The organism is Pseudazoarcus sp. NS36 (genome assembly GCF_059703705.1).
Genome location: NZ_BAAKJA010000002.1, coordinates 414,159 through 435,138 on the forward strand (window position 1 = coordinate 414,159; position 20,980 = coordinate 435,138).

The window sequence follows — 20,980 nt, forward strand, 5'->3', positions numbered from 1 at the left end:
TCGTGAAATAATCCGCTTCTGCCCACCGCACAGGCAAGCGCCACACAATGTCCGCCCCGCTCCCCGATTTCCGCTCCGGCCGCGTCATCGTCGTCGGCGACGTCATGCTCGACCGTTACTGGCATGGCTCGACCAACCGCATCTCGCCCGAAGCGCCCGTACCCATCGTCAAGGTCGAACAGGACGAATTCCGCGCCGGCGGCGCCGGCAACGTGGCGCTCAACATCGCTTCGCTGGGCGGCCGGACCGAACTGGTCGGCCTCATCGGCCGCGACGAAGCCGGCGCCCTGCTCAAGGGTCGGCTCAGCGATGCGGGCGTTGATTGCCGCTTCATCGAAGCACCCAGCCACCCGACCATCACCAAGCTGCGCATCATCAGCCGCCATCAGCAATTGATCCGGCTCGACTTTGAAGAGAATTTTGCGGTGCTCGATTCAGCCGGCGTCGAAGGTGCCTTCGAAGCCGCCCTGCCCGGCGCCGCTGCGGTGGTGCTGTCGGACTACGGCAAGGGCACGCTGGCGCAGGTGGGCTCACTGATTCGCGCCGCACGGGAACAAGGCGTGCCGGTCGTCGTCGACCCCAAGGGGACTGATTTCGGTCGCTACTGCGGTGCCAGTGTGATCACACCCAATCTGTCCGAGTTTGAAGCGGTGGTTGGTCACTGCGCCGACGAAGCCACGCTGGTGGCGCGCGGCGAGGCGCTGCGCGAGGCGCTCGACCTCGAAGCCGTGCTGGTCACGCGCAGTGAGCGTGGCATGACCTTGCTGGCGCGCGGCGCCGAACCCCTGACCCTGCCGGCCCGCGCACGCGACGTGTTCGATGTCACCGGCGCCGGCGACACCGTGGTGGCGCTGCTCGGTCTCGGGCTGGCCAGCGGCCAGTCGATGGCCCAATCCATGATGCTGGCCAACGTCGCCGCCGGCATCGTGGTCGGCAAGCTGGGCACGGCCAGCGTCAGCCCAGAAGAACTCGCCCACGGGCTCGAAAACGCATTTTCCGGAGAACACGCATGATCATCGTCACCGGCGGCGCCGGCTTCATCGGCAGCAACATCGTGCAGGGCCTCAACGCCCGCGGCATCGACGACATCCTGGTGGTCGATGACCTGTCCGATGGCCGCAAGTGCCTCAACCTCAACGACGCCAACATCGCCGACTACCTGGACAAGGACGATTTCATCGCCCGCATCCGTTCCGGTCAGGATTTCGGCAAGGTCCAGGCCATCTTCCACGAAGGCGCCTGCTCCTCCACCACCGAGTGGGACGGGCGCTTCGTGATGAACGTGAACTACGACTACACCAAGTCGCTGCTCGACTGGTGCGCCCCCACCCGCGTGCCGCTGATCTACGCCTCGTCGGCCTCGGTGTACGGCATGGGCCCGACCTTCCGCGAAGCGCGCGAGTTCGAGCAGCCGCTGAACATGTACGCGTACTCCAAGTTCCAGTTCGACTGCCACCTGCGCCGCCTCATGCACAAGCTCGAAGGCCAGGTCGTCGGCCTGCGCTACTTCAACGTGTACGGCCCGCGCGAGCAGCACAAGGGCTCGATGGCGAGCGTGGCATATCACTTCTACAACCAGATTCGCGAAAACGGCCGCGCACGGCTCTTCGACGGCATCGAGGGCTACGCCCCGGGTGGTCAGCAGCGCGACTTCATCCATGTCGATGACGTCGTCGCGGTGAACCTTTGGTTCCTCGACAACCCGGGCGTGTCGGGCATCTTCAACCTTGGCACGGGCCGCGCGCAGACCTTCAACGAAGTGGCGCAGGCGGTGATCGACTGGCACGGCGCGGGCGAGATCGAATACATCCCCTTCCCCGATAACCTCAAGGGCCGCTACCAGAGCTTCACCCAGGCCGACATGGGCGCACTCCGTGCGGCGGGTTGCCAGCACCGCTTCCTGCCCGTCGAGGAAGGCGTGCCGCGCTATCTCGACTGGCTCAAGGGCCGGGGGCTGTGAGCCAGGTCGAACACATCGACGAGGCGCCGGACGGCCCGGTGCGCGGCATCCTCGTCGTCGGTCCGTCGTGGGTCGGCGACATGGTGATGGCGCAGAGCCTGTTCAAGCAGCTCAAGGCCGCCGAACCGAACTGCATCATCGACGTGCTCGCGCCCGAATGGTCGCTGCACATCCTCGAACGCATGCCCGAGGTGCGGCGCGGCGTGATCATGCCGGTGGGTCACGGCAGGCTGGATCTGAGCAAGCGCTGGGCGCTGGGCCGCGAGCTGGGCCAGATCGGCTACAGCCAGGCCATCGTGCTGCCGAATTCATTCAAGTCCGCGCTGATTCCGGCCTTTGCCGGCATCCCGACGCGCACCGGCTTCCGCGGCGAGATGCGCTACTGGTTCGTCAACGACATGCGCATGCTGAGCAAGCGACGCCTGCCGCTGACGGTGCAGCGCTTTGTCGCGCTGGGGCGCACCTGGAAGCAGCCTCTGCCGGACCCGCTGCCGCGCCCGCAACTGGTGGCCGACGCGCAGAACCAGATCAAGCTGCGCAACACCTTCGGCCTGGCCGAAGGACAGCGCGCCGTGGCCTTCATGCCCGGCGCCGAATACGGCCCGGCCAAGCAGTGGCCGCTGGAACACTTCACCGCGGTGGCGCGCGAGCTCACCGCGCGCGGAATCGAGGTTTGGGTGATCGGCTCCGGCAAAGATGCCGATGCCGGCGAGGCCATCGTGCAGGGCGCCGGTGACGGCGTGCGCAACCTGTGCGGCCACACCACGCTGGGTGACGCCGTCGACCTGCTGGCCATGTGCGAAGCCGCCGTCACCAACGACTCCGGCCTGATGCACGTCGCCGCCGCGCTGGATGTGCCGCTGGTGGCGCTGTTCGGCTCGTCCACGCCGGAGCACACGCCACCGCTGGCCGCACCGGAGCGCGTAGCCATCCGCTATCTGGCGCTGGACTGCTCACCCTGTTTCAAGCGCACCTGTCCGCTCGGGCACCTGCGCTGCCTGACCGAAATCACGCCGGCCAGCGTGCTCGACGCGCTCGCCGGGCTGGGCGTGACGCAACCGGGGCGGTGATGCGCGTTCTGGTCATCAAGACCTCCTCGCTCGGCGACGTCATCCACACGTTGCCTGCGCTCACCGACGCCTCGCGGGCACTGCCCGGCGTGCGCTTCGACTGGGTGGTGGAAGAGAACTTCGCCGAGATCCCGGCCTGGCATCCGGCGGTCGACACTGTCATCCCGGTGGCGCTGCGGCGCTGGCGGCGCGCACCGCTGCAAGCCTGGCGCAGCGGCGAGTGGCGCGCCATGAAACAGGCGATCAGTGCCAGCCCGGCCGACGTGGTGATCGACGCCCAGGGCCTGATCAAGAGCGCCCTGCTGACCCGCTACACCACGGCGCCCGTGCATGGCCTGGACCGCGCCTCGGTGCGCGAACCCTTCGCCGCGCGCTTCTACGACACCACGCACAGCGTCGCCAAGGGCTGGCACGCCGTCGAGCGTCTGCGCGCCCTGTTCGCCATGGCGCTAGGCTACTCGGTGCCGGACGCAGCCTGCGACTACGGTCTCGATCACGCTCGCATACTGCGCGACGTAGCGCCCACCTCGGTGCCGACGCTGCTGTTCCTGCACGGCACCACCTGGCCCACCAAGCACTGGCCGGAGATGTACTGGCGCGCGCTGGCCGAGCGCTGCACCGCCGCTGGCTGGCAGGTGCGCCTGCCGTGGGGCTCGGATGCCGAGCGCGAGCGGGCCGAGCGCATCGCCTATGGCCTGCCGCGCGCTACCGTGCTGCCGCGCCTGAAGCTAGCCGGCATCGCAACGGAACTGGCCAACGCCTCGGCCTGCGTGGCAGTGGATACCGGGCTCGGACATCTTGCCGCCGCGCTGGATGTGCCGACCATCTCGCTGTTCGGCCCCACCAACCCGGGCCTGACCGGCGCCTGGGGGCCGCGCCAGCGCCATCTCGCCTCGGACTTTCCCTGCGCGCCCTGCCTGTCGCAGCGTTGCCAGCACACGCCGACGGCGGAAGAGACGGCGCGCTTCGACCTCACGCACGAAGCGCCATTGTGCTTCACGCGGCTGAACCCCGAGCGCGTGTTCGCCGAACTGACAGCGCTGGTGGCCGACGCAAAGCGTCCCGCCCCGGAGGCTGCCGCGTGAACCTCGCCTTCTGCCTGTACAAGTACTTCCCCTTCGGCGGTCTGCAGCGCGACTTCCTGCGTATCGCACAGGCCTGCGTCGCACGCGGCCATGCAGTGCGCGTCTACACGCTGGAATGGGAAGGCGAGCGGCCCGCCGATCTGGAAATCGAGATCGTGCCTGCCCGCGGCCTGACCAATCCGGCGCGCTACCGCATGTTCAGCGACCTCGTGCAGCTCGACCTTGCGTCGCGCCCGGTCGACCGCGTGGTGGGCTTCAACAAGATGCCGGGGCTGGACGTGTATTACGCCGCCGACCCCTGCTACGCCGAGAAGGCCGCCGAGCGGCGTGGCTGGCTGTACCGGCTGTCCGGCCGCTTCCGGCATTTTTCGGCTTATGAGCGCGCGGTGTTCGCGCCGGAATCGAAGACCGAAATCCTGATGATCTCGACCGTGCAGCAGCCGCTGTTCGAGAAGCACTACGGCACGCCGAAAGCACGCTTTCACCTGCTGCCGCCGGGCATCGCGCAGGATCGCCGCGCGCCGGCCAACGCCGCGGAAATCCGCGCGGACTTCCGGCGGGAATTCGGTCTGACAGACGACGAGCGCCTGATCGTGCAGATCGGTTCGGGCTTTCGTACCAAAGGGCTGGACCGCAGCCTCACCGCGCTTGCCGCCTTGCCGGACGCCTTGCGCGCGCGCGCCCGCTGCATCGTCATCGGCCAGGACGACCCGCGCCCCTTCCGCATCCAGGCCAAGGCCGCGCGCATCGAAGACCGCGTCACCATCCTGCCGGGGCGCGACGACATCCCGCGCTTCCTGCTCGGCGCCGACCTGCTGATCCACCCGGCCTATGCTGAGAACACCGGCACGGTGCTGCTCGAAGCGGTAGTCGCCGGCCTGCCGGTGCTGACCACGGTGGTATGCGGCTACGCCCGCTACATCGAAGAAGCCCAGGCCGGCCGGGTGCTGGCGGAACCCTTCGCGCAGGACGCCCTGAACACCACGCTGGCAGACATGCTGAACGACGATGCGGCGCGCGCGCAGTGGTCCGCCAACGGATTGCACTGGGCCGAGCACGCCGACATCTACGCCATGCCCGAACGCGCGGCCGACCTCATCCTTGCCGGAGCCGCATCATGAACTGGCTGTGGCTCGCCCCGCCCTTCGACCGTCTGTGGGCCGACCGCGACCCGTTCGAGGCGGTCGAAGCCCTGCAGGGCGAGACTTTCCGCGAGCTGGAAGCGCGCCGCACGCTGCGCTTCGAGTGTGAAGGCCGCGCCTACTTCGCCAAGCTGCACCGCGGTGTGGGCTGGTTCGAGATCGTCGAGAACCTGGTTCGCGGGCGCGTCCCGGTGCTCGGCGCGGAGAACGAGTATTCGGCCATCCGCCGGCTCGAAGAGCTGGGCGTGGCCACCATGACACCGGTGGCCTTCGGCCAGCGTGGCGGCAATCCGGCGACACGGCGTTCCTTCATCATCACCGAAGCGCTGGCGCCGACCGTCGCGCTCGACGAACACTGCCGAGGCTGGCGTGACAATCCGCCCGATCCACGCTGGCGCCGCGCGGTGATCGCGCGCGTGGCCGACATGGCGCGGCGCATGCACGCAGGCGGCATGAACCACCGAGATTTCTACCTCGTGCATTTCCTGCTGCACCTGGACCCGGCACCGACGCCGGAGAATTTCCGTCTCTCGCTGATCGACCTGCACCGCGCCCAGCTGCGCAACGCCACCCCACGGCGCTGGCGCGACAAGGATCTGGCCGCACTGTACTTCGCCTCGCTCGAAGCCGGACTTACGAAACGCGACCGGCTGCGTTTTGCGCGTGCCTATTTCGACAGACCCCTGCGCGACATCGCGCGCGACGAAGCCGCGACGCTGGCCTTCCTGCAACGCGAAGGCGAGCGCCTGATGGAGCGCTGGGAGCGCAAGTTCGCGCCGGGGGCGGGCCAATGAAGACCTGGACGCTGACCACAGCCTTCGCCGACAGCCCGGCCGCACAGGTCTTTCCGGATCTGGATGCGGTGTTTGCGGTGCGTGGCGAGCGCATTACCTCCGACCCACTATCGAGCGTCACCCGCGTCGAGGTCGGCGGCATCCGCTATTACGTGAAGCGCTACACGGGCGCCGGCAAGAACCCGCTGCGGCGCTGGTTGGCGCGCCCGCGCGTGAAGCTTGAGTGGAAGAACCTGCGCGCCTTCGCAGCCTGGGGCATCCCCACTGCGCGGGTGGTCGGTTACGGGCTGGAGCGACGCGGCGGGGCCTTTGTGCGCGGCGCACTGATCACCGAGGAAATCCGCGACACCATGGACATGGCTCAGCTCGCCAATCATGGCGATGCGCGCCTGCGTGACAGCGCCTGGGTAGGTGCCGTGTCGCGCCAGGTCGCGGACATCACACGCACCATGCACGCCCACCGCTTCACCCACAATGACCTGAAGTGGCGCAACCTGCTGGTGACGTCGGGCGACACGCCAACCGTGTATCTGATTGATTGCCCGAGCGGCATGCGCTGGATCGAGCCCTTCCTGAGTTACCGCGTCATCAAGGATCTGGCCTGCCTTGACAAGGTCGCCAAATACCAGCTCACGCGCACACAACGGCTGCGCTTTTACCGTCAGTACACCGGCCGAGCACATCTGGACGACACCGACCGCAAGCGCATCCGTCATATCCTGCGCTTTTTCGAGGGACGCGAATGAGTGACTCGCCACTTGTCGACAGCGCCACGCTGCGCGCCTCCGGCCGGGAGCCAGACATGCCCTGCCGCTTGCGGCTGGCCGACGGACGCGAGATCGAGCTGCTGCGCGCCCTGCGTGTATTGCCGGGCAAACGCGTCGTCGCAGAGGCCCTGCTGGACGGCACACGCGTGCTGGCGAAGATCTTCATCGCTGACGCAGCCGAACGCCACGTTCAGCGCGAACGCGAAGGCATAAAGGCCCTGATCGCTGCCGGCATCGATACCCCTCCGATGGTATGGAACGGCGCGCTCGCCGGCGGCGGGCATGTGCTGCTGACACGTTTTCTGGCTGAGGCTACCAGCCTTGCCGCACTGTGGAAGGCCGCCAGCCGCCCGCCCGGCGACGCCGACAGCCTGACCGTGCTGGCGCCCATCCTCACTCGCGTCGGCCAGATGCATGCAGCCGGCCTGACGCAAAGCGACCTGCACTACGGCAACTTCCTGATCGACGAGGGGCGCACCTGGGTCATCGACGGCGACAGCGTCGAACGCTATCCCCTGCCGCTCCCCCCGGCCGTGGCGCGCGCCAACCTGGCCATCCTGCTGGCGCAGCTCCCCCCGGCCTGGGACGATTGCCTGGACGAATTGCTGGATCACTACGCCGCAGGCGGCGGCCTGCGACCGGACCTGACGCAGCTTGCGGCGGCGGTCGAAGATGTACGCCATCGCCGTCTCGACGATCTGCTGGCCAAGGGCCTGCGCGACTGCACGCTGTTCGCCGTAACCAGAAGCTTCCGGCGATTTTCATCGGTTGCGCGCGAGGAGGCAGCCGCCCTCGCACCGCTGCTGGCCGACCTGGACGGCGCCATGGAGCGCGGCGCCCTGCTCAAGGACGGCCGCACAGTCACCGTCGCCAAGGTACGCCTCGGCGAGCGCGCCCTGGTCATCAAACGCTACAACATCAAAGGGGCTGCGCATGGCCTCTCCCGCATGCTGCGGCCGAGCCGCGCTTGGCAGTCGTGGCTGGCAGCCATCCGCTTGCGCTTCTTCGGCATCGATACGCCACGCGCCCTGGCCATGATCGAGGAACGCTTCGGCCCGCTGCGGCGCAGGGCCTGGCTTGTCACGGAATGGAGCCCCGGCGTCGAGCTCAACCACGTGCTGGAACCGGATCAGCTGCCTGATGACGATCTCGCGCGGGCGCTGCGAGCGACTTTCTCGACCCTGGTCCGCGAGCGCATCCAGCACGGCGACCTGAAGGCTACCAATCTGTTGTGGCACGCCGGACGCCTGAGCCTGATCGACCTTGACGCCACAACCGCCCACCGGTCGCCGGAGGCCTTTGCCCGCGGTTGGGCGCGCGATCGTGCCCGTCTGCTGCGCAATTGGCCGCTGGATAGCGCACTCGTGCGCTGGCTTGACGCCAACCTGCCGCCCGTCGCCCCATGAGCGCACTGCTGTGGCTGCCCCTCGCAACACTGCTGGCTGCGCTGGCGCTGACGGGTCTGGTGCGCCGTTACGCGCTGGCGCACAAGCTGCTGGATGTTCCGGGAGAGCGCAGCTCCCATACGCTTCCGACGCCACGGGGTGGCGGCATCGCGATTGTCGCCAGCTTTGCCTCCGCACTGGCCGCGCTGCACGGGCTCGGGCTGCTGGAGCCTGCGTTGAGCATCGCGCTGGCCGGGTCTGGCCTGGTCGTGGCGTTGATCGGTTTTGCTGACGATCACCGCCCGCTTGCGGCGCGCTGGCGTCTGCTGGTGCATTTCGCGGCAGCGCTGTGGGCCATGTACTGGCTCGGGGGCGCACCCACGCTGTCGATACTCGGGGGCACGCTCGCCCCCGGCATGATCAGCGCGGCGCTGGTCACGCTGTATCTAGTGTGGTTGCTGAACCTGTACAACTTCATGGACGGCATTGACGGTCTGGCTGGCATCGAGGCGGTGTGTGTCGGCCTGGGTGGTTCGGTGCTGTTCCTGATCGCCGGGCAATCCGGGGCGGCGCTTGCAGCCTTGTGCCTGGCGGCGGCAGCAGCCGGTTTCCTAGCCTGGAATCTACCCCCCGCGCGCATCTTCATGGGGGACGTCGGCAGCGGCTTTCTCGGGATCGTCGCGGGAGCGCTATCGCTGTATGCGGCGCACGCTGATCTGCAGTTGCTGTGGGCCTGGCTGATCCTACTCGGCGTGTTCGTGGTCGATGCCAGTTGCACGCTGCTGCGGCGTCTGCTGCGCGGCGAGGCGGCGCATCTGGCGCACCGCAGCCACGCCTATCAGCGCGCCGCCCGACATTTTGGCGGCCATCTGCCGGTGACCGCCGGCGTGGCGGCGATCAACCTGCTGTGGCTGATGCCACTGGCCCTTCTGGTTGCACTGGCGAAGATCGACGGCAGTGCTGCACTGCTCATCGCCTATGCTCCGCTATTGCTGCTGGCATGGCGCTTCGACGCCGGCGCTGCCTAGCGCCTCACGAATCACGATACAAAGCCCGGCACGCCACAACGCCGACAAGCGATACTCCCGCGACATCCAATTCTCCACCCCTCTGACTCATGGCCATTCACCGCCTCGCCGATCTCACGCTGACCCTGCCGCGCATCATCAAGCGCATCATCGTGCTGGCCGTCGATGCCAGCCTGTGCGTGTTTACGGTCTGGCTGGCGTTCTATCTGCGGCTCGACATATGGGTTCAGTTGTCGGATCACTCTGTCTTCCGCCCGCTCGTCGCTGCACTTGGCTCGGTCGCCCTGGCGCTGCCGTTGTTCATCGTGTTCGGGCTGTATCGGGCGATTTTCCGCTACTCCGGCCCGGCCTCACTGATGACCGTACTGCGCGCCGGCGCGGTCTATGGCTTGCTCTATGCCGCGGCCTTCACTGCCATCGGCGTGCCGGGCATCCCGCGCTCGATCGGCGTACTTCAACCGGTACTGCTGATCCTGGCTGTCGCGGCCTCGCGCACGCTGGCGCATGCCTGGCTCGGCGGCATGTATCACGCCCGTTTGCGCGCCGCCCCCGCCCGCCGGGTATTGATCTATGGTGCCGGCTCGGCCGGGCGACAGCTTGCCGCCGCGCTTTCGGGCAACCGCGACATGCAACTGCTCGGCTTCGTCGACGACGATCCGCGGCTGCACGGTCAGGTGCTCAACGGCCAGCCCATACACGCGCCGGAAGGGCTGGGCGCATTGGTGCACAAGCTTGAGGTCAGCGACGTACTGTTGGCCCTGCCATCGATCAGCCGCCGCCGACGCAACGAGATTCTTGATGCAATGCTGGCCGCGCAGGTGTCGGTTCGCACGCTGCCCTCGCTCGATCAGCTCATGCATGACCATGTGCAGATCAGCGACCTGCGCGAACCGGATGTAGACGACCTGCTCGGGCGCGACCCGGTGGCGCCGGATCCGGCGCTGATGGAGCACAACACACGCGGCAAGGTCGTGCTGGTAACCGGCGCCGGCGGCTCGATCGGCAGTGAGTTGTGTCGCCAGATTCTCGCGGCGGCGCCTCACACCCTGGTGCTGGTGGAACGTTCCGAATTTGCGCTGTACAGCATCGAACAGTCGCTGTCGGCGCTCGCCGGGGAGGCACGACTGGTGCCGATTCTGGCCGACGTTTCGGATGCGCTGCGTATCGACGAAGTGCTCGCCCACTGGAAACCGGACACGATCTACCACGCGGCAGCCTACAAGCATGTGCCACTGGTCGAAGCCAACCCCGGTGAGGGGCTGCGCAACAACACGCTCGGCACACACGTACTGGCACGCTGCGCAATGCGCCATGACGTCGCCGATTTCGTACTGATCAGCAGCGACAAGGCCGTCCGTCCGAGCAGCGTGATGGGCGCCTCCAAACGGCTGGCCGAGATGATCCTGCAGGCGCTCACGGCCGACGCGCTGGGCCGTACGCAAACGTCGACGCGCTTCAGCATGGTGCGCTTCGGCAATGTGCTCGGTTCATCCGGCTCGGTTGTCCCGCTGTTCCGCCGCCAGATCCAGGGCGGCGGCCCGGTCACCGTCACACATCCGGATGTGACCCGCTATTTCATGACCACCTATGAAGCTGCCCAGCTGGTGATCCAGGCTGGCGCGATGGCGCGTGGCGGTGATGTTTTCATACTCGACATGGGGACGCCCGTGCGCATCACCGACCTTGCCCGACGCATGATCGAACTGTCGGGCCTGAGCGTGCGCGACGCGGCGCATCCGGACGGTGACATCGAGATCACCTACACCGGTTTGCGACCGGGCGAAAAACTGTTCGAGGAGTTGCTGCTCGGCAACGACACCGAACCCACCGCCCACCCGCGCATCCTGCGCGCACATGAAATCCATCCATCGCTCGCGCAGCTGGAGGCAGCGCTGGACGAAGTCTCCGCGACCGCCCTCAACGGAGACGCCGGACAGATCCGTGCCGCCCTGCAAGCGCTGATACCCGAATACGCCCCCGCTGCGGAGCTTCGCGCATGAACGACCGAAATCCGCTCGCGAACCGTCTGGGTTCCGTCGCCCGCCTGCTCGATCCAGCATGGGTGGCGTTCTTCGCAAGCCTGCTGCTTTCGGCAATTGCGATTTCATTGAGCATTGCGCCAAACAACGACGGCATGCTGTACGTCGAGGCCGCCGCTGCCTATCAGCAGGGCGGCCTGGCCGCCTCGCAGCAGATCTTCGACTGGGCCGGCTGGCCCATGCTGATCGCCACGCTCTCTTCGCTCAGCGGGCTGGAGGCACAGACTGCGGCCTACCTGCTCTCGGCACTGCTGCTGGCCGGCACCTGCGCGCTGGTCGTGATGTGCGCGCGCGAGCACTTCCCGCACACCGGCTGGGCCGCCTTTGCCGTTGCCATCGCACTGCCCTCGCTCAATGCCTATCGCGACTACATCATGCGCGAATACGGCGCATGGTTTTTCGTGCTGCTGGGGCTTTGGCTGGCACTGCGGGCGGCACGGCACGGTCGGTTGTTGCCCCTGCTCGGCGCCCAGGCAGCCATCTGCGCGGCCGCGGTCTTCCGCCCCGAGTGCCTGATCTTCCTGCTCGCACTGCCGCTCTTTGAGCTCACCCGCCCGCGTGGCAACCGTGCGCCCCTGCGCATTCTGACGGCCTCCGCCGGGCTGGCGCTCGGCGGCCTTGGGCTGCTCGCGTTGTGGACCATGGGCGAACTCGCTCCGGGCAGCCGGATCGCGATGCAACTTGCATCGGCGCATCCGGCAGGCATCTTGCAGGATCTGCACGCGGGCGCAGAGGCGCTGGCCGGCTCGGTTCTAAACAAATACTCGGCGGACGAGGCGGGCACCATCCTGGTGTTCGGCCTGCTGTCCATCCTGCCGATGAAATTCATCGGCAATCTGGGATTGTTCTGCATTCCAGCCGCCTATGCCCTGCGCGTCGAGCGCCCCGCTGCACTACTGCGCCAGACGACCCTGTTCGCGTGGTGCTTCGCGTTGTACACCGCGGTGCTGCTGGTATTCCTGTTCAACAGCTTCTTCCTGACCTCGCGTTACGTGGCCTTGCTGAGCCTGCTGTGTCTCCCGCTGGCCGCACTGGGCCTGCAGGCACTGTTCGGGCGGGGCGGCTGGATACGCGTGACGGTCGTCGTCTTGATCGCACTGTTCGCACTTTCGCACGTGGTGTCGACGAGCCCGCCGAAGACGCGCTACGCCGACAGTGCGGACTGGATACGGGCTCAGCATCTGACTGCAGAACGAATCTACTTCGAGGATCCGACTGTCGCCTATCTGGCCGGCATGGGCTACAGTCAGCGGCCGAATGCCGGCCTCGGCAACCGTGACCGGGCCGCCGCCGCAGCGCAGCGGGGACGCATCGACTACCTGGTGCTGTCAGGTCGCAGCGAAGACGCTGTCGAGCGCCAATGGGCGCAGTCGTACGATCTGGATACGGTGGCCGAATTTGCCGACGCGCGTGGTCGCGCCATCCGCGTTTACCGCCACACCCCGGACTGAGCGTGGCGAATCAGCCGCGCACGAAGGTCAGCACCAGGCGCTTCAGGGTATTGGCATCGAGGACGCTGCCGGCACGGCTGTTGAAGGCCGCAGCGTAGTATCGACGGCTTTCAACGTAGCGACCGCCCTTGAACAGCAGCCCCGCCATCGAGCGCAGGCGTTCGGCACGGTACAGGGCTTCGAGATGCTGCAGGCCGCTCGGCATGTACTGGGCATCGAAGAGCAGATCGACCGGCTTGAGACCCGTGTGGAGTACCCGGTCAGCCTGTTCGCGCACCCGTTCGTTGTGATCGTGGATGCGGCACATCGGATGATGGATGGCGATTGCCGGGTGATTGGCGATGATCCGCCCGATCAGCACGATATCGGTGTTGTTGCGCAAGCCTTCCGGGTAGCGGAAACGCTGCAGCAAGGCCCGCGGGATGACACTGCTGCAGTGCTGCAGGCCGGTGAGTTTGCGCAGCAGGAAGCGGCGCAGGCGCCGCTCGGCATCGTCCGGCGCATCCACCGCACAACGTGTGCGCTTACTCCCATCCTCTGAAACGGACACATAGCCGCCGTAGAAGATGCGTGAATCGGCCGCCTCACCGTGGGCCTGGATGTGTTGCGCAAAGACTTGCAGCGCATCAGGCAGCAACTCGTCGTCGGCGTCAAGAATGCAGATGAAGCGCCCGCGCGAGCATGCGATTCCGTCGTTGTAGGCGCTGGCCTGACCACCGTTCTCCCTGCGCACGCTGACGATCCGTCCGGCGTAGGCCTGCAGGCGCTCGGGCGTGTCATCGGTCGAGCCATCGTCAACGACGATGATCTCGCAGTCAGGCAAGGTCTGGGCAAGCACCGAGTCGATCGCGCGCGCGACGAAGCGTCCGTAGTTGTAGGTCGCAATGACTACGCTGAAGAGCGGCGCTGCGGTCGGAACGTCTGTCGGCATCTAGGGGCAAAAAGTGGTTGAACAGGCACGAGTTGGGGCTACGGCCCCACCGATGCTAAACAGCCCGCAGGGCGAATGACCGACTGTTACACGACGAAACACGGCACTAGCTCCCGCTCGGCACGTCATCCCCGCCTTCGCGAAACTGTACCGCGTGCAGTCGCGAATAGTGGCCGTCTAGCGCGAGCAGTTCGGCATGCGTGCCACGCTCGACGATACGCCCCTGATCCATCACCAGAATCAGGTCCGCCTTCTCGATGGTCGACAGACGGTGTGCAATGACCAGCGTACTGCGTCCGCGCATGACCCGATCAAGAGCGGCCTGGATGTGGCGCTCGGATTCGGTGTCAAGGGCAGAGGTGGCTTCGTCGAGGATCAGCACGGGGGCGTCCTTGAGCATGGCGCGGGCAATCGCCAGACGCTGACGCTGGCCGCCGGACAGCAAGACCCCGTTCTCACCGACCAGCGTGTCGAAGCCCTGCGGCAGACGATCAATGAATTCGCGCGCGAAGGCCATCTCTGCCGCATGCTCGACCGCCTCGCGCGGCGCGCTGGCCAGGTCGCCGTAGGCGATGTTGTTGGTCACGGTGTCGTTGAACAGCGTGACGTGCTGTGTGACCAGCGCAATGTGGCGGCGCAGGTTGCGCAGCGTGTAGTCCTCGACATCCACACCGTCGAGCAGGATGTCGCCCTCCTCGTGGTGATAAAAGCGCGGAATCAGGCTCGCCAGCGTGGTCTTGCCGCTACCCGAACGGCCGACCAGTGCGACCATCTGGCCCGGCTCGATGGTGAAGCTGACGTCGTCCAGGACCTGCGCCTCGTGGCCGGGGTAGCGGAAACTCAACTTGCGCACTTCGACCCGGCCCTCGACTCGCTCGCGCTCGACCGTGCCGCCGTCGGGCTCAACGGCCTCGTCGAGTTGCTCGAAGATGGTCTCGGCACCGGCCAGCCCTTTCTGAATGGTGGCGCTGACTTCCGACAGCTGGCGGATCGGCTTGGGCAGCAGGCCGGCCGCAGTGATGTAGGCGACCAGATCGCCGGCCGATGAATCGCCACGCAGCAACAACACGAGGAACAGCAGCACGGACATCGCGCTGTAGGTCACGAACTGCAGGGAAGGCGTAAAGGTGGCGCCGAGTCGCACCATCTTCAACTGCTTCTTCATGTTGTCGGCACTGGCATCTCGGAAACGCGCGGACTCGTAGCCCTCGCCGCCAAAGCTGCGCACCACGCGATAGCCCTGAATGGTTTCGGAGGCAACATGGGTGACGTCACCCATGGCCTCCTGGATCTTGTGGCTCTGCTTGCGGAACTTGCGGCTGGCGCTGGTCACCATGACGCCGATCAGCGGCAGGATGGCGACCATCACGAGGGTCAGCTTCCAGTTCATCCAGAGCAGGAAACCGAACAGGAAGATCACCGACAGGCCTTCACGCACGACAGTCTTGATGGCGTCCGTGGCCGCGCCCGTAACCATCGTGACGTTGTAGGTGATGCGAGAGATCAGATGTCCGGAGTTGTGCTGATCGAAGTAGCCATTGGGCAAGCGCAACAGGTTGTCGAACAGCGCACGACGCAAGGAATCGACCAGCCCCAGCGAGACCCGCGCGATATAGTAGCTGCCGAGGAAGGAACCAACGCCCTGCCACAGCGCGATGCACACCAGGAATAGCGGCACGGCATGCAGGAACTGCATGCCGGAGAACAACGGAATACCGGACATCACCGCGGCATTCGGGTCAATCAGGCCGTCCACGAAGAACTTCAGCACCGCCGCCATCATCGGCTGCGACGAGGCGAAGATCAGGAAACCGAACAGGCTCAGCGCAAACCAGCCGATGAAGGGCTTCAAGTAGCCGAGCAGCCGCAGGTAGATCCTGACCGAGGATGCGTTCGGGGGAGATTCGGAGCGCGCCTTGGGCGCGTTGAGGGATTTCATCGTGCGGCGGATGTTAACACGGACATCCGCCGCACGCGGGTTGAGGCCTGAACGGCCTGTCAGGCGGCGATGAGCCCGCGCATCTTCTGCATGGCCTTGGCTTCGATCTGGCGAATGCGCTCGGCCGAAACGCCATACTCGGCAGCCAGCTCGTGCAGCGTCGCACCGCCGTCCTCGACCAACCAACGGCGGCGCACGATGTCACGGCTGCGCTCGTCCAGACTGGCCAGCGCATCATGCAGACCTTCATCGCACAGACGCGCCTGCTCGGCCTGCTCAAGCACATCGGAAGGCTCGGCATGCGGATCGGGCAAATAGGCGATCGGAGCGAAAACATCGTCCTCGTCGCCGGAGCCTTCCAGCGGCATGTCGCGCCCGGTCAGACGGGTCTCCATCTCGACCACCTCCTCGGGCTTCACACCGAGCTTCGCGGCCATGGCATCGACATCGTCGCGGCTGAGCGTATTGCTGTCGGTCTTCATTCTGCGCAGATTGAAGAACAGCTTGCGTTGCGCTTTGGTCGTCGCGATCTTGACCAGACGCCAATTGCGGATGATGTACTCGTGAATCTCGGCCTTGATCCAGTGGATCGCAAATGACACCAGGCGCACGCCGCGGGTCGGGTCAAAGCGCTTGACCGCCTTCATCAGACCGATGCTGCCCTCTTGAATCAAATCCGCATGCGGCAGACCGTAGCCAAGATAGCCACGTGCAATCGACACCACCAGTCGCAAATGGGACATCACCAGCTGACGCGCCGCATCCACATCCCCTTCGTCACGCAACCGGGTCGCCAGCGCGCACTCTTCCTGCTCGCTCAGCAGCGGAATGCGATTGACGGACTGAATGTACTGATCGATGCTGCCCGCGGCAGCCGGAACCGGAAAAGACAGGGCGTGAGTCATGTTTGTCCAACCTCCTGTGCGAGGCATTTTAGCACTCGCGGGATATGAGTGCTAAGACCACCGGAGGTTCCCGACATCAACGGACACACATCCGTCCTTACGAGGCGGTAGACTGCCGACTGCATTGACACACTAACGACGAAAAGCTTGAAATCCATATCTCAAGAGGCATGGCTCGAACTGCGCCTGAATGCAGTGTCCGTGGAGAAGGACCGCCACGGCGAGAAAGTCCTGCTGCAGCCCGACGGCACTTACATCAAGCTCTTCCGGCGCAAGCGCCTGCTCTCCTCGGCCGCGTGGAATCCATACGCGCAGCGCTTCGCCGACAACTCCGAAGCCCTGCAACGGCGTGGCATTCCCTGCCCGCAGGTGATCGACGTCTTCCGCATCGGCGAGATCGCACGGGACGCCGTGCACTACCACCCGCTACCTGGCGAGACGCTGCGCGACCTGCTGAAAAAGCCGATGGAGAACATGGAGCGTGGCTACCTGCGCATCGCGCTCAATCTGTTCATACGCCGGCTGCACGATCTGGGCATTTACTTCCGCTCGCTGCACCTTGGAAACATCGTGCTGATGCCCAGCGGCGAGCTCGGTCTGATCGACATCTCCGACCTGCGCGTGCATCGGCGTCCGCTCAGCATGTTCTGGCGCAAACGCAACCTCAACCGCATGGAAGGCTTCCCCGAGGAGCGTGAGTGGCTCGACCGTGCCATCATTCTTGATCCCAGCCACAAGCCGCCAGTCAGCCGCCTCAAGTGAAACCCACGCTCAAAGACTTTCTGTTGGCCAACCTCTCGGCGCTGCTGCGCGGTCGCTTCTTCATGCGCAAAGGGCACCGCCCCCCGGCCGGGCATCACGTACCCGAGGGCTTCGCAGGTGTCGGCGTGGCCACCAACGCAGACCCGGCCACCGACGCTGCCGTCATCCGCATCCTGCGTGAAACAGGCATCCGCCGCGTGCGGCTGGACTTCAGCTACGGCGATGGCGAGAACCACGTCGCGCGCTTTCTGGAAGCGCTGCTTGCGGCTAACTTCGACGTCATGCTGCATCTGGTGCAGCCGGCGAACACCGCGCAAGCCATGCCGGCCGCTGACGCCGCAAAAACGTGGCGAAATTTCGTTTCCGGGACGCTGGATCGCTTCGGAACACGCATCGGCATCCTTGAAGCCTGCTCCACAGTGAACCGCAAACGCTGGGCCGGTTACTCCCTGGAAGGCTTCCTCGAGGCCTGGCAGATCGCCCACGCGGAAACCCGCAAACGCGGCATCCCCCTCGCCGGCCCCAGCGTGACCGACTTCGAACCGGTCTGGAACATCGGCCTGCTGCAGCTGCTGCGGGATCGCGGGCTGCTGCCCGACATCCATACCGACAACCTGTTCTCCGAACGCTGCACCGAACCGGAGCGCTGGGACCACAAAATCCTCGGCCATACCCTGGCCCCGCTGATCCGCTTCAACCTGATCCGCAAAGCCCGCCTGTTGCAGCGCATCGGCGCGGACTTCGGCGTACCGCGCCTGATGTCGCCCGCGGCCTTCTGGACCTTGCCGCGCATCGAGCGCTTCCTGCCCGACAGCGAGCAGAAGCAGGCCGACTATCTCAGCCGCTACATGGTGCTGTGCGCCGCTTCCGGCGCACTGGAAGCGGCCTGGTGGGGAGCGCTGGTGTGCCATCGCGAAGGTTTGGTGGATGACGGAGAGTTTGCGTACCCGAAGCTCGAACGCATCACGCACTACGCCCGCATCGACGGGCAGGCTTCGGATTTCCGCGCGCGGCCGGCGCTAGCTGCGCTGACTGCGTTTGCACGCACCATTCCCGGCAGTCGCTACGAAGGACGTCTCAACAGCGGTGCATCCGGACTCGAGATACACGCATTCCGCAGCACTGAACACCTAGTGCACGTTGCATGGACTAGCAACGGACGTGCAGCCGCCACCTGCGACCTGTACCGCGCTGGAGACTTTGCCGAGGCCGAATGGATTGATCGCGACGGACAACAGCAGGACGAAGAACCCACTCTGATCACAGAATCCCCCCTGTATCTGCGCTGGCCAGCAAACCGCACGGTGCGTCTGCTGGACACCGCCGCTCCGCTATCCGGTGTCGTCATCCATCGCCACCTCCCGCAGCTGCGGCACTACTACCATCGAGATGCCACGTGGCACGGCATGGTGCTCGCCGCCTGCCGCGCGGATGCGGACCTGCTGATCACCTCACTGCACCCCGACAGCATCGGCGCCCCGCCGACCAAACGCGAAAGCCTGCGGCTTGCCCGCAACGCCATCTGGACCGTCAGCGATCCGCGCAACCAGAGCGGCAAGCTCGTCGCCAAGAAACCCGTCAAGCATCACCTGCACAAGAAGCTGCTCGACCGCCTCAAGCCCTCAAAGGCGCGGCGCAGCTGGAACGGTACGGCCGAACTGCTACGACGCGGCATCGACGCTGCAGCCCCTGTCGCCTGGTTTGAACAGCGCAGCGGGCGCGACATCACGCAGAACTGGTACGTATGTGAATACCTCGATGGCGCCGAATCGGCTGTCTCGGTCATGTCCACCAACCCCCGCACACCACCGCTTCCGGCCGGCGTGACGCTGGAGAAGCTGTATCAAGAACTGGCGACCTACCTGAAAACCATGCACGACCGCGGCATTCACTTCCGCGACCTGTCAGGCGGCAACATCCTGCTGCGCAGCGCCGACGGCGCCTCGCGCTTGCAGCTCACCCTGATCGACACCGGGCGCCTGCATACCCTCCGTAAAGGGCTCTCGACAAGCAGGCGCTTGAATGACCTTTCCCGAACCTGCCACAAACTGGCACCGGAGCAACGACCCGTTTTCATGGAACGCTACTTCGCGCCAAACAGCCCACCTGCGGCCGCAAGCCGAAGCAGTGCGCTGTACGAGTATAAGACGCGCTGGAAACGATGGCTGCGGGGCACAAAAGTTTACAAGAAGCTGAAACGCTGAGAGGCCATGCAGAAAGACGGGATCAACGAAAGATTGCGCCCTTTAAGAAACCAATGCTTCGCTCACGCATCACCTCAAGCGTCGCATTCACTTTGCCCCAGCACACATCCCCCAGCACCAACGATTCCGGAATCAAATCGCCACGATCGACGAGCCTCTCCCTGAGGCCAAAAGTGCGAAGAAGGGAATCGAAGCGCGCCGAACCTCGACCCCTATTGTTTAACGCAATGAAAGGCTTGTTGTACAGGATTGAAAAAACGCACCCGTGAAATGAGTCAGTGACCACAAATTCAGAGCATTTGAAGCTGTTTAACCAGTCGCCGACGCCAGCAAGTGGAACCGCTGATTTGCGGTGACGAGCATTGCGCTCAATTTCCGGACGTCCCATCCAGTACTGGGGTGAAACGCCAAGAAGGCGCGAGACCTCCTCTACGCGAGCAATCTTCTCATCGTCCAGATCGAGAATATAGACAAGCAATCGTGAGTTGCCATTTCCTCCACTCCCATTCCGCTCTATGACCGGATCGTAGCGGCTCGCGAGCAGCAACATCGTAGGGTCAAGGACAAGCTCTGCATCGACTCCAAAGTGGGATCTGCACAACTCAACCCCCGAGTCCTCACGCACAGACACTGCGTGGAACTTGCGGAGCAAGTCTCCGCAGGTAACGATCTCATCAGCCGAAAAATCCAAATCGGAAGCGCCAAAAGAAGCAGCATATGAAATACGCTTTGCTCCAAGGCTGAGTTCGTCACAAAAATCAAGAAAATAATCTTGCAGCGCTGGCGAATAGGCCGACCGCCAGACCTGATCGCTCCCAACCAAAAGAACGTCAAAGCACTTGGCCAGATAGTGCTGCTTCAGCTTATCGTGCGAATCTATCCGACAAGACATCACAATGAATTCGTCTCTAAATCGCCTTAAATTTCTGTAACGGCCTCCAAAAACGGCCCCTGAAGCCTGAAAACCACACAAGCGAGAAAGGCTGGTTACAAAACGCTTTAGTACTGATCCAGCCTTGAGCTTGCGCCCTGAGCGCCTTCGTCGGTCCAGCGTTTCAACATCACAACCCATATCCTTCAAGACCGTCTGCAGCGCATACGCCTGGAGCATCCCTCCGTAATTTTTACCCAAAGGCTGGGTTAGTATTGAAACCCTCATGTAAGCCCCTCCACGACACAACCTACCGCCCAGCCAAAAATCGTCTTCGGCTTATCCCCGAGTCAAGATGAGGACACCAATAAACTACCGCTAGCAACTGACACTCTGCATTGAATCGTTTCGATCTTACCTTCGCGGCATCGGCTTGAAGCCAATCCAGAGAGAAAAGCCGGCTGACCTGCCCCCAGTTTTAGTACCGCTGCCTACTTAGTAGGCCCTGGGGTTGAGATGAGTGTTTCTTCCTTTTGTTGCTGCTTCCCGGCGCGCCAGTTGGCGGCAAACTCCGCCGGGGTGTTATTGCCGATGGCACTGTGTGGTCGGCATTCGTTGTAGTCCCTGCGCCACGCGGCAATTCGGAT

Annotated in this window: 18 protein-coding genes; 13 read left to right on the forward strand and 5 right to left on the reverse strand. The window is 64.8% G+C overall.

Translation table 11 applies throughout. The features are described from left to right. Window positions 1-47: 47 nt before the first annotated feature. The 11 genes from rfaE1 to AC6H0R_RS05185 all read left to right on the forward strand — a co-directional run bounded on the left by rfaE1 (window position 48) and on the right by AC6H0R_RS05185 (window position 12,721). Window positions 48-1,013 (forward strand): D-glycero-beta-D-manno-heptose-7-phosphate kinase, encoded by a 966-nt coding sequence (gene rfaE1, locus AC6H0R_RS05135; protein WP_497580257.1) that lies wholly within the window; start codon window positions 48-50, stop codon window positions 1,011-1,013. Beyond that, window positions 1,010-1,960, forward strand: coding sequence for an ADP-glyceromanno-heptose 6-epimerase (gene rfaD, locus AC6H0R_RS05140; protein ID WP_497580258.1), 951 nt, complete (start codon window positions 1,010-1,012; stop codon window positions 1,958-1,960). The genes rfaE1 and rfaD overlap by 4 nt, the downstream gene beginning before the upstream one ends. Beyond that, on the forward strand, window positions 1,957-3,030 hold the full coding sequence (gene waaF, locus AC6H0R_RS05145; RefSeq protein ID WP_497580259.1) for a lipopolysaccharide heptosyltransferase II: 1,074 nt from the start codon (window positions 1,957-1,959) through the stop codon (window positions 3,028-3,030). The genes rfaD and waaF overlap by 4 nt, the downstream gene beginning before the upstream one ends. Beyond that, window positions 3,030-4,115, forward strand: coding sequence for a lipopolysaccharide heptosyltransferase I (waaC, locus tag AC6H0R_RS05150; RefSeq protein ID WP_497580260.1), 1,086 nt, complete (start codon window positions 3,030-3,032; stop codon window positions 4,113-4,115). Before waaF ends, waaC begins: the two co-directional genes overlap by 1 nt. Beyond that, window positions 4,112-5,236, forward strand: a complete 1,125-nt coding sequence (locus tag AC6H0R_RS05155; protein WP_497580261.1) for a glycosyltransferase family 4 protein — start codon at window positions 4,112-4,114, stop codon at window positions 5,234-5,236. Before waaC ends, AC6H0R_RS05155 begins: the two co-directional genes overlap by 4 nt. After that, complete coding sequence (gene rfaP, locus AC6H0R_RS05160; RefSeq protein ID WP_497580262.1) at window positions 5,233-6,051, forward strand: lipopolysaccharide core heptose(I) kinase RfaP; 819 nt, start codon at window positions 5,233-5,235, stop codon at window positions 6,049-6,051. The genes AC6H0R_RS05155 and rfaP overlap by 4 nt, the downstream gene beginning before the upstream one ends. Then, entirely contained in the window at window positions 6,048-6,797 is a 750-nt protein-coding gene (locus AC6H0R_RS05165; protein ID WP_497580263.1) for a lipopolysaccharide kinase InaA family protein, read from the forward strand. Before rfaP ends, AC6H0R_RS05165 begins: the two co-directional genes overlap by 4 nt. Then, a complete protein-coding gene (locus AC6H0R_RS05170) occupies window positions 6,794-8,224 on the forward strand; it encodes a lipopolysaccharide kinase InaA family protein (protein ID WP_497580264.1) in 1,431 nt (476 codons plus the stop codon). The genes AC6H0R_RS05165 and AC6H0R_RS05170 overlap by 4 nt, the downstream gene beginning before the upstream one ends. Next, the gene (locus AC6H0R_RS05175) at window positions 8,221-9,231 is read left to right on the forward strand and encodes an MraY family glycosyltransferase (protein WP_497580265.1); all 1,011 of its coding nucleotides are present in this window, start codon (window positions 8,221-8,223) and stop codon (window positions 9,229-9,231) included. The genes AC6H0R_RS05170 and AC6H0R_RS05175 overlap by 4 nt, the downstream gene beginning before the upstream one ends. A gap of 89 nt (window positions 9,232-9,320) precedes the next feature. Continuing rightward, complete coding sequence (locus AC6H0R_RS05180; RefSeq protein WP_497580266.1) at window positions 9,321-11,231, forward strand: polysaccharide biosynthesis protein; 1,911 nt, start codon at window positions 9,321-9,323, stop codon at window positions 11,229-11,231. Continuing rightward, the gene (locus tag AC6H0R_RS05185; protein WP_497580267.1) at window positions 11,228-12,721 is read left to right on the forward strand and encodes a hypothetical protein; all 1,494 of its coding nucleotides are present in this window, start codon (window positions 11,228-11,230) and stop codon (window positions 12,719-12,721) included. The genes AC6H0R_RS05180 and AC6H0R_RS05185 overlap by 4 nt, the downstream gene beginning before the upstream one ends. A gap of 10 nt (window positions 12,722-12,731) precedes the next feature. Here AC6H0R_RS05185 and AC6H0R_RS05190 read toward each other — a convergent pair whose 3' ends face one another. The 3 genes from AC6H0R_RS05190 to rpoH all read right to left on the reverse strand — a co-directional run bounded on the left by AC6H0R_RS05190 (window position 12,732) and on the right by rpoH (window position 16,496). Then, the gene (locus tag AC6H0R_RS05190) at window positions 12,732-13,652 is read right to left on the reverse strand and encodes a glycosyltransferase family 2 protein (RefSeq protein ID WP_497580268.1); all 921 of its coding nucleotides are present in this window, start codon (window positions 13,650-13,652) and stop codon (window positions 12,732-12,734) included. A 106-nt stretch (window positions 13,653-13,758) separates the two neighbouring features. Continuing rightward, window positions 13,759-15,591 (reverse strand): lipid A export permease/ATP-binding protein MsbA, encoded by a 1,833-nt coding sequence (gene msbA / locus AC6H0R_RS05195; protein WP_497580269.1) that lies wholly within the window; start codon window positions 15,589-15,591, stop codon window positions 13,759-13,761. 59 nt (window positions 15,592-15,650) lie between these two features. Further along, entirely contained in the window at window positions 15,651-16,496 is an 846-nt protein-coding gene (rpoH, locus tag AC6H0R_RS05200; protein ID WP_497580270.1) for an RNA polymerase sigma factor RpoH, read from the reverse strand. 147 nt (window positions 16,497-16,643) lie between these two features. Here rpoH and AC6H0R_RS05205 point away from each other — a divergent pair, with 147 nt between their 5' ends. Both AC6H0R_RS05205 and AC6H0R_RS05210 read left to right on the forward strand, forming a co-directional pair. Further along, the gene (locus AC6H0R_RS05205) at window positions 16,644-17,258 is read left to right on the forward strand and encodes a lipopolysaccharide kinase InaA family protein (RefSeq protein WP_497580271.1); all 615 of its coding nucleotides are present in this window, start codon (window positions 16,644-16,646) and stop codon (window positions 17,256-17,258) included. Continuing rightward, complete coding sequence (locus AC6H0R_RS05210) at window positions 17,255-19,462, forward strand: lipopolysaccharide kinase InaA family protein (RefSeq protein ID WP_497580272.1); 2,208 nt, start codon at window positions 17,255-17,257, stop codon at window positions 19,460-19,462. Before AC6H0R_RS05205 ends, AC6H0R_RS05210 begins: the two co-directional genes overlap by 4 nt. Window positions 19,463-19,484: 22 nt before the next feature. On the opposite strand, the gene AC6H0R_RS05215 is transcribed toward AC6H0R_RS05210, so the two are convergent. Continuing rightward, entirely contained in the window at window positions 19,485-20,621 is a 1,137-nt protein-coding gene (locus tag AC6H0R_RS05215; protein WP_497580273.1) for a polysaccharide pyruvyl transferase family protein, read from the reverse strand. A 203-nt stretch (window positions 20,622-20,824) separates the two neighbouring features. Continuing rightward, window positions 20,825-20,980 (reverse strand): integrase core domain-containing protein (locus AC6H0R_RS05220; RefSeq protein ID WP_497580285.1); only part of this gene is annotated, 156 nt, incomplete at its 5' end.

What these genes read in the sequence shown, in the direction of transcription:
- rfaE1 (WP_497580257.1), top strand. Translation starts at nt 48, where the DNA reads ATGTCCGCCCCGCTCCCCGATTTCCGCTCCGGCCGCGTCATCGTCGTC.
- rfaD (WP_497580258.1), top strand. Translation starts at nt 1,010, where the DNA reads ATGATCATCGTCACCGGCGGCGCCGGCTTCATCGGCAGCAACATCGTG.
- waaC (WP_497580260.1), top strand. Translation starts at nt 3,030, where the DNA reads ATGCGCGTTCTGGTCATCAAGACCTCCTCGCTCGGCGACGTCATCCAC.
- rfaP (WP_497580262.1), top strand. Translation starts at nt 5,233, where the DNA reads ATGAACTGGCTGTGGCTCGCCCCGCCCTTCGACCGTCTGTGGGCCGAC.
- AC6H0R_RS05165 (WP_497580263.1), top strand. Translation starts at nt 6,048, where the DNA reads ATGAAGACCTGGACGCTGACCACAGCCTTCGCCGACAGCCCGGCCGCA.
- AC6H0R_RS05170 (WP_497580264.1), top strand. Translation starts at nt 6,794, where the DNA reads ATGAGTGACTCGCCACTTGTCGACAGCGCCACGCTGCGCGCCTCCGGC.
- AC6H0R_RS05175 (WP_497580265.1), top strand. Translation starts at nt 8,221, where the DNA reads ATGAGCGCACTGCTGTGGCTGCCCCTCGCAACACTGCTGGCTGCGCTG.
- AC6H0R_RS05180 (WP_497580266.1), top strand. Translation starts at nt 9,321, where the DNA reads ATGGCCATTCACCGCCTCGCCGATCTCACGCTGACCCTGCCGCGCATC.
- AC6H0R_RS05185 (WP_497580267.1), top strand. Translation starts at nt 11,228, where the DNA reads ATGAACGACCGAAATCCGCTCGCGAACCGTCTGGGTTCCGTCGCCCGC.
- AC6H0R_RS05190 (WP_497580268.1), bottom strand. Translation starts at nt 13,652, where the DNA reads ATGCCGACAGACGTTCCGACCGCAGCGCCGCTCTTCAGCGTAGTCATT.
- msbA (WP_497580269.1), bottom strand. Translation starts at nt 15,591, where the DNA reads ATGAAATCCCTCAACGCGCCCAAGGCGCGCTCCGAATCTCCCCCGAAC.
- rpoH (WP_497580270.1), bottom strand. Translation starts at nt 16,496, where the DNA reads ATGACTCACGCCCTGTCTTTTCCGGTTCCGGCTGCCGCGGGCAGCATC.
- AC6H0R_RS05215 (WP_497580273.1), bottom strand. Translation starts at nt 20,621, where the DNA reads ATGAGGGTTTCAATACTAACCCAGCCTTTGGGTAAAAATTACGGAGGG.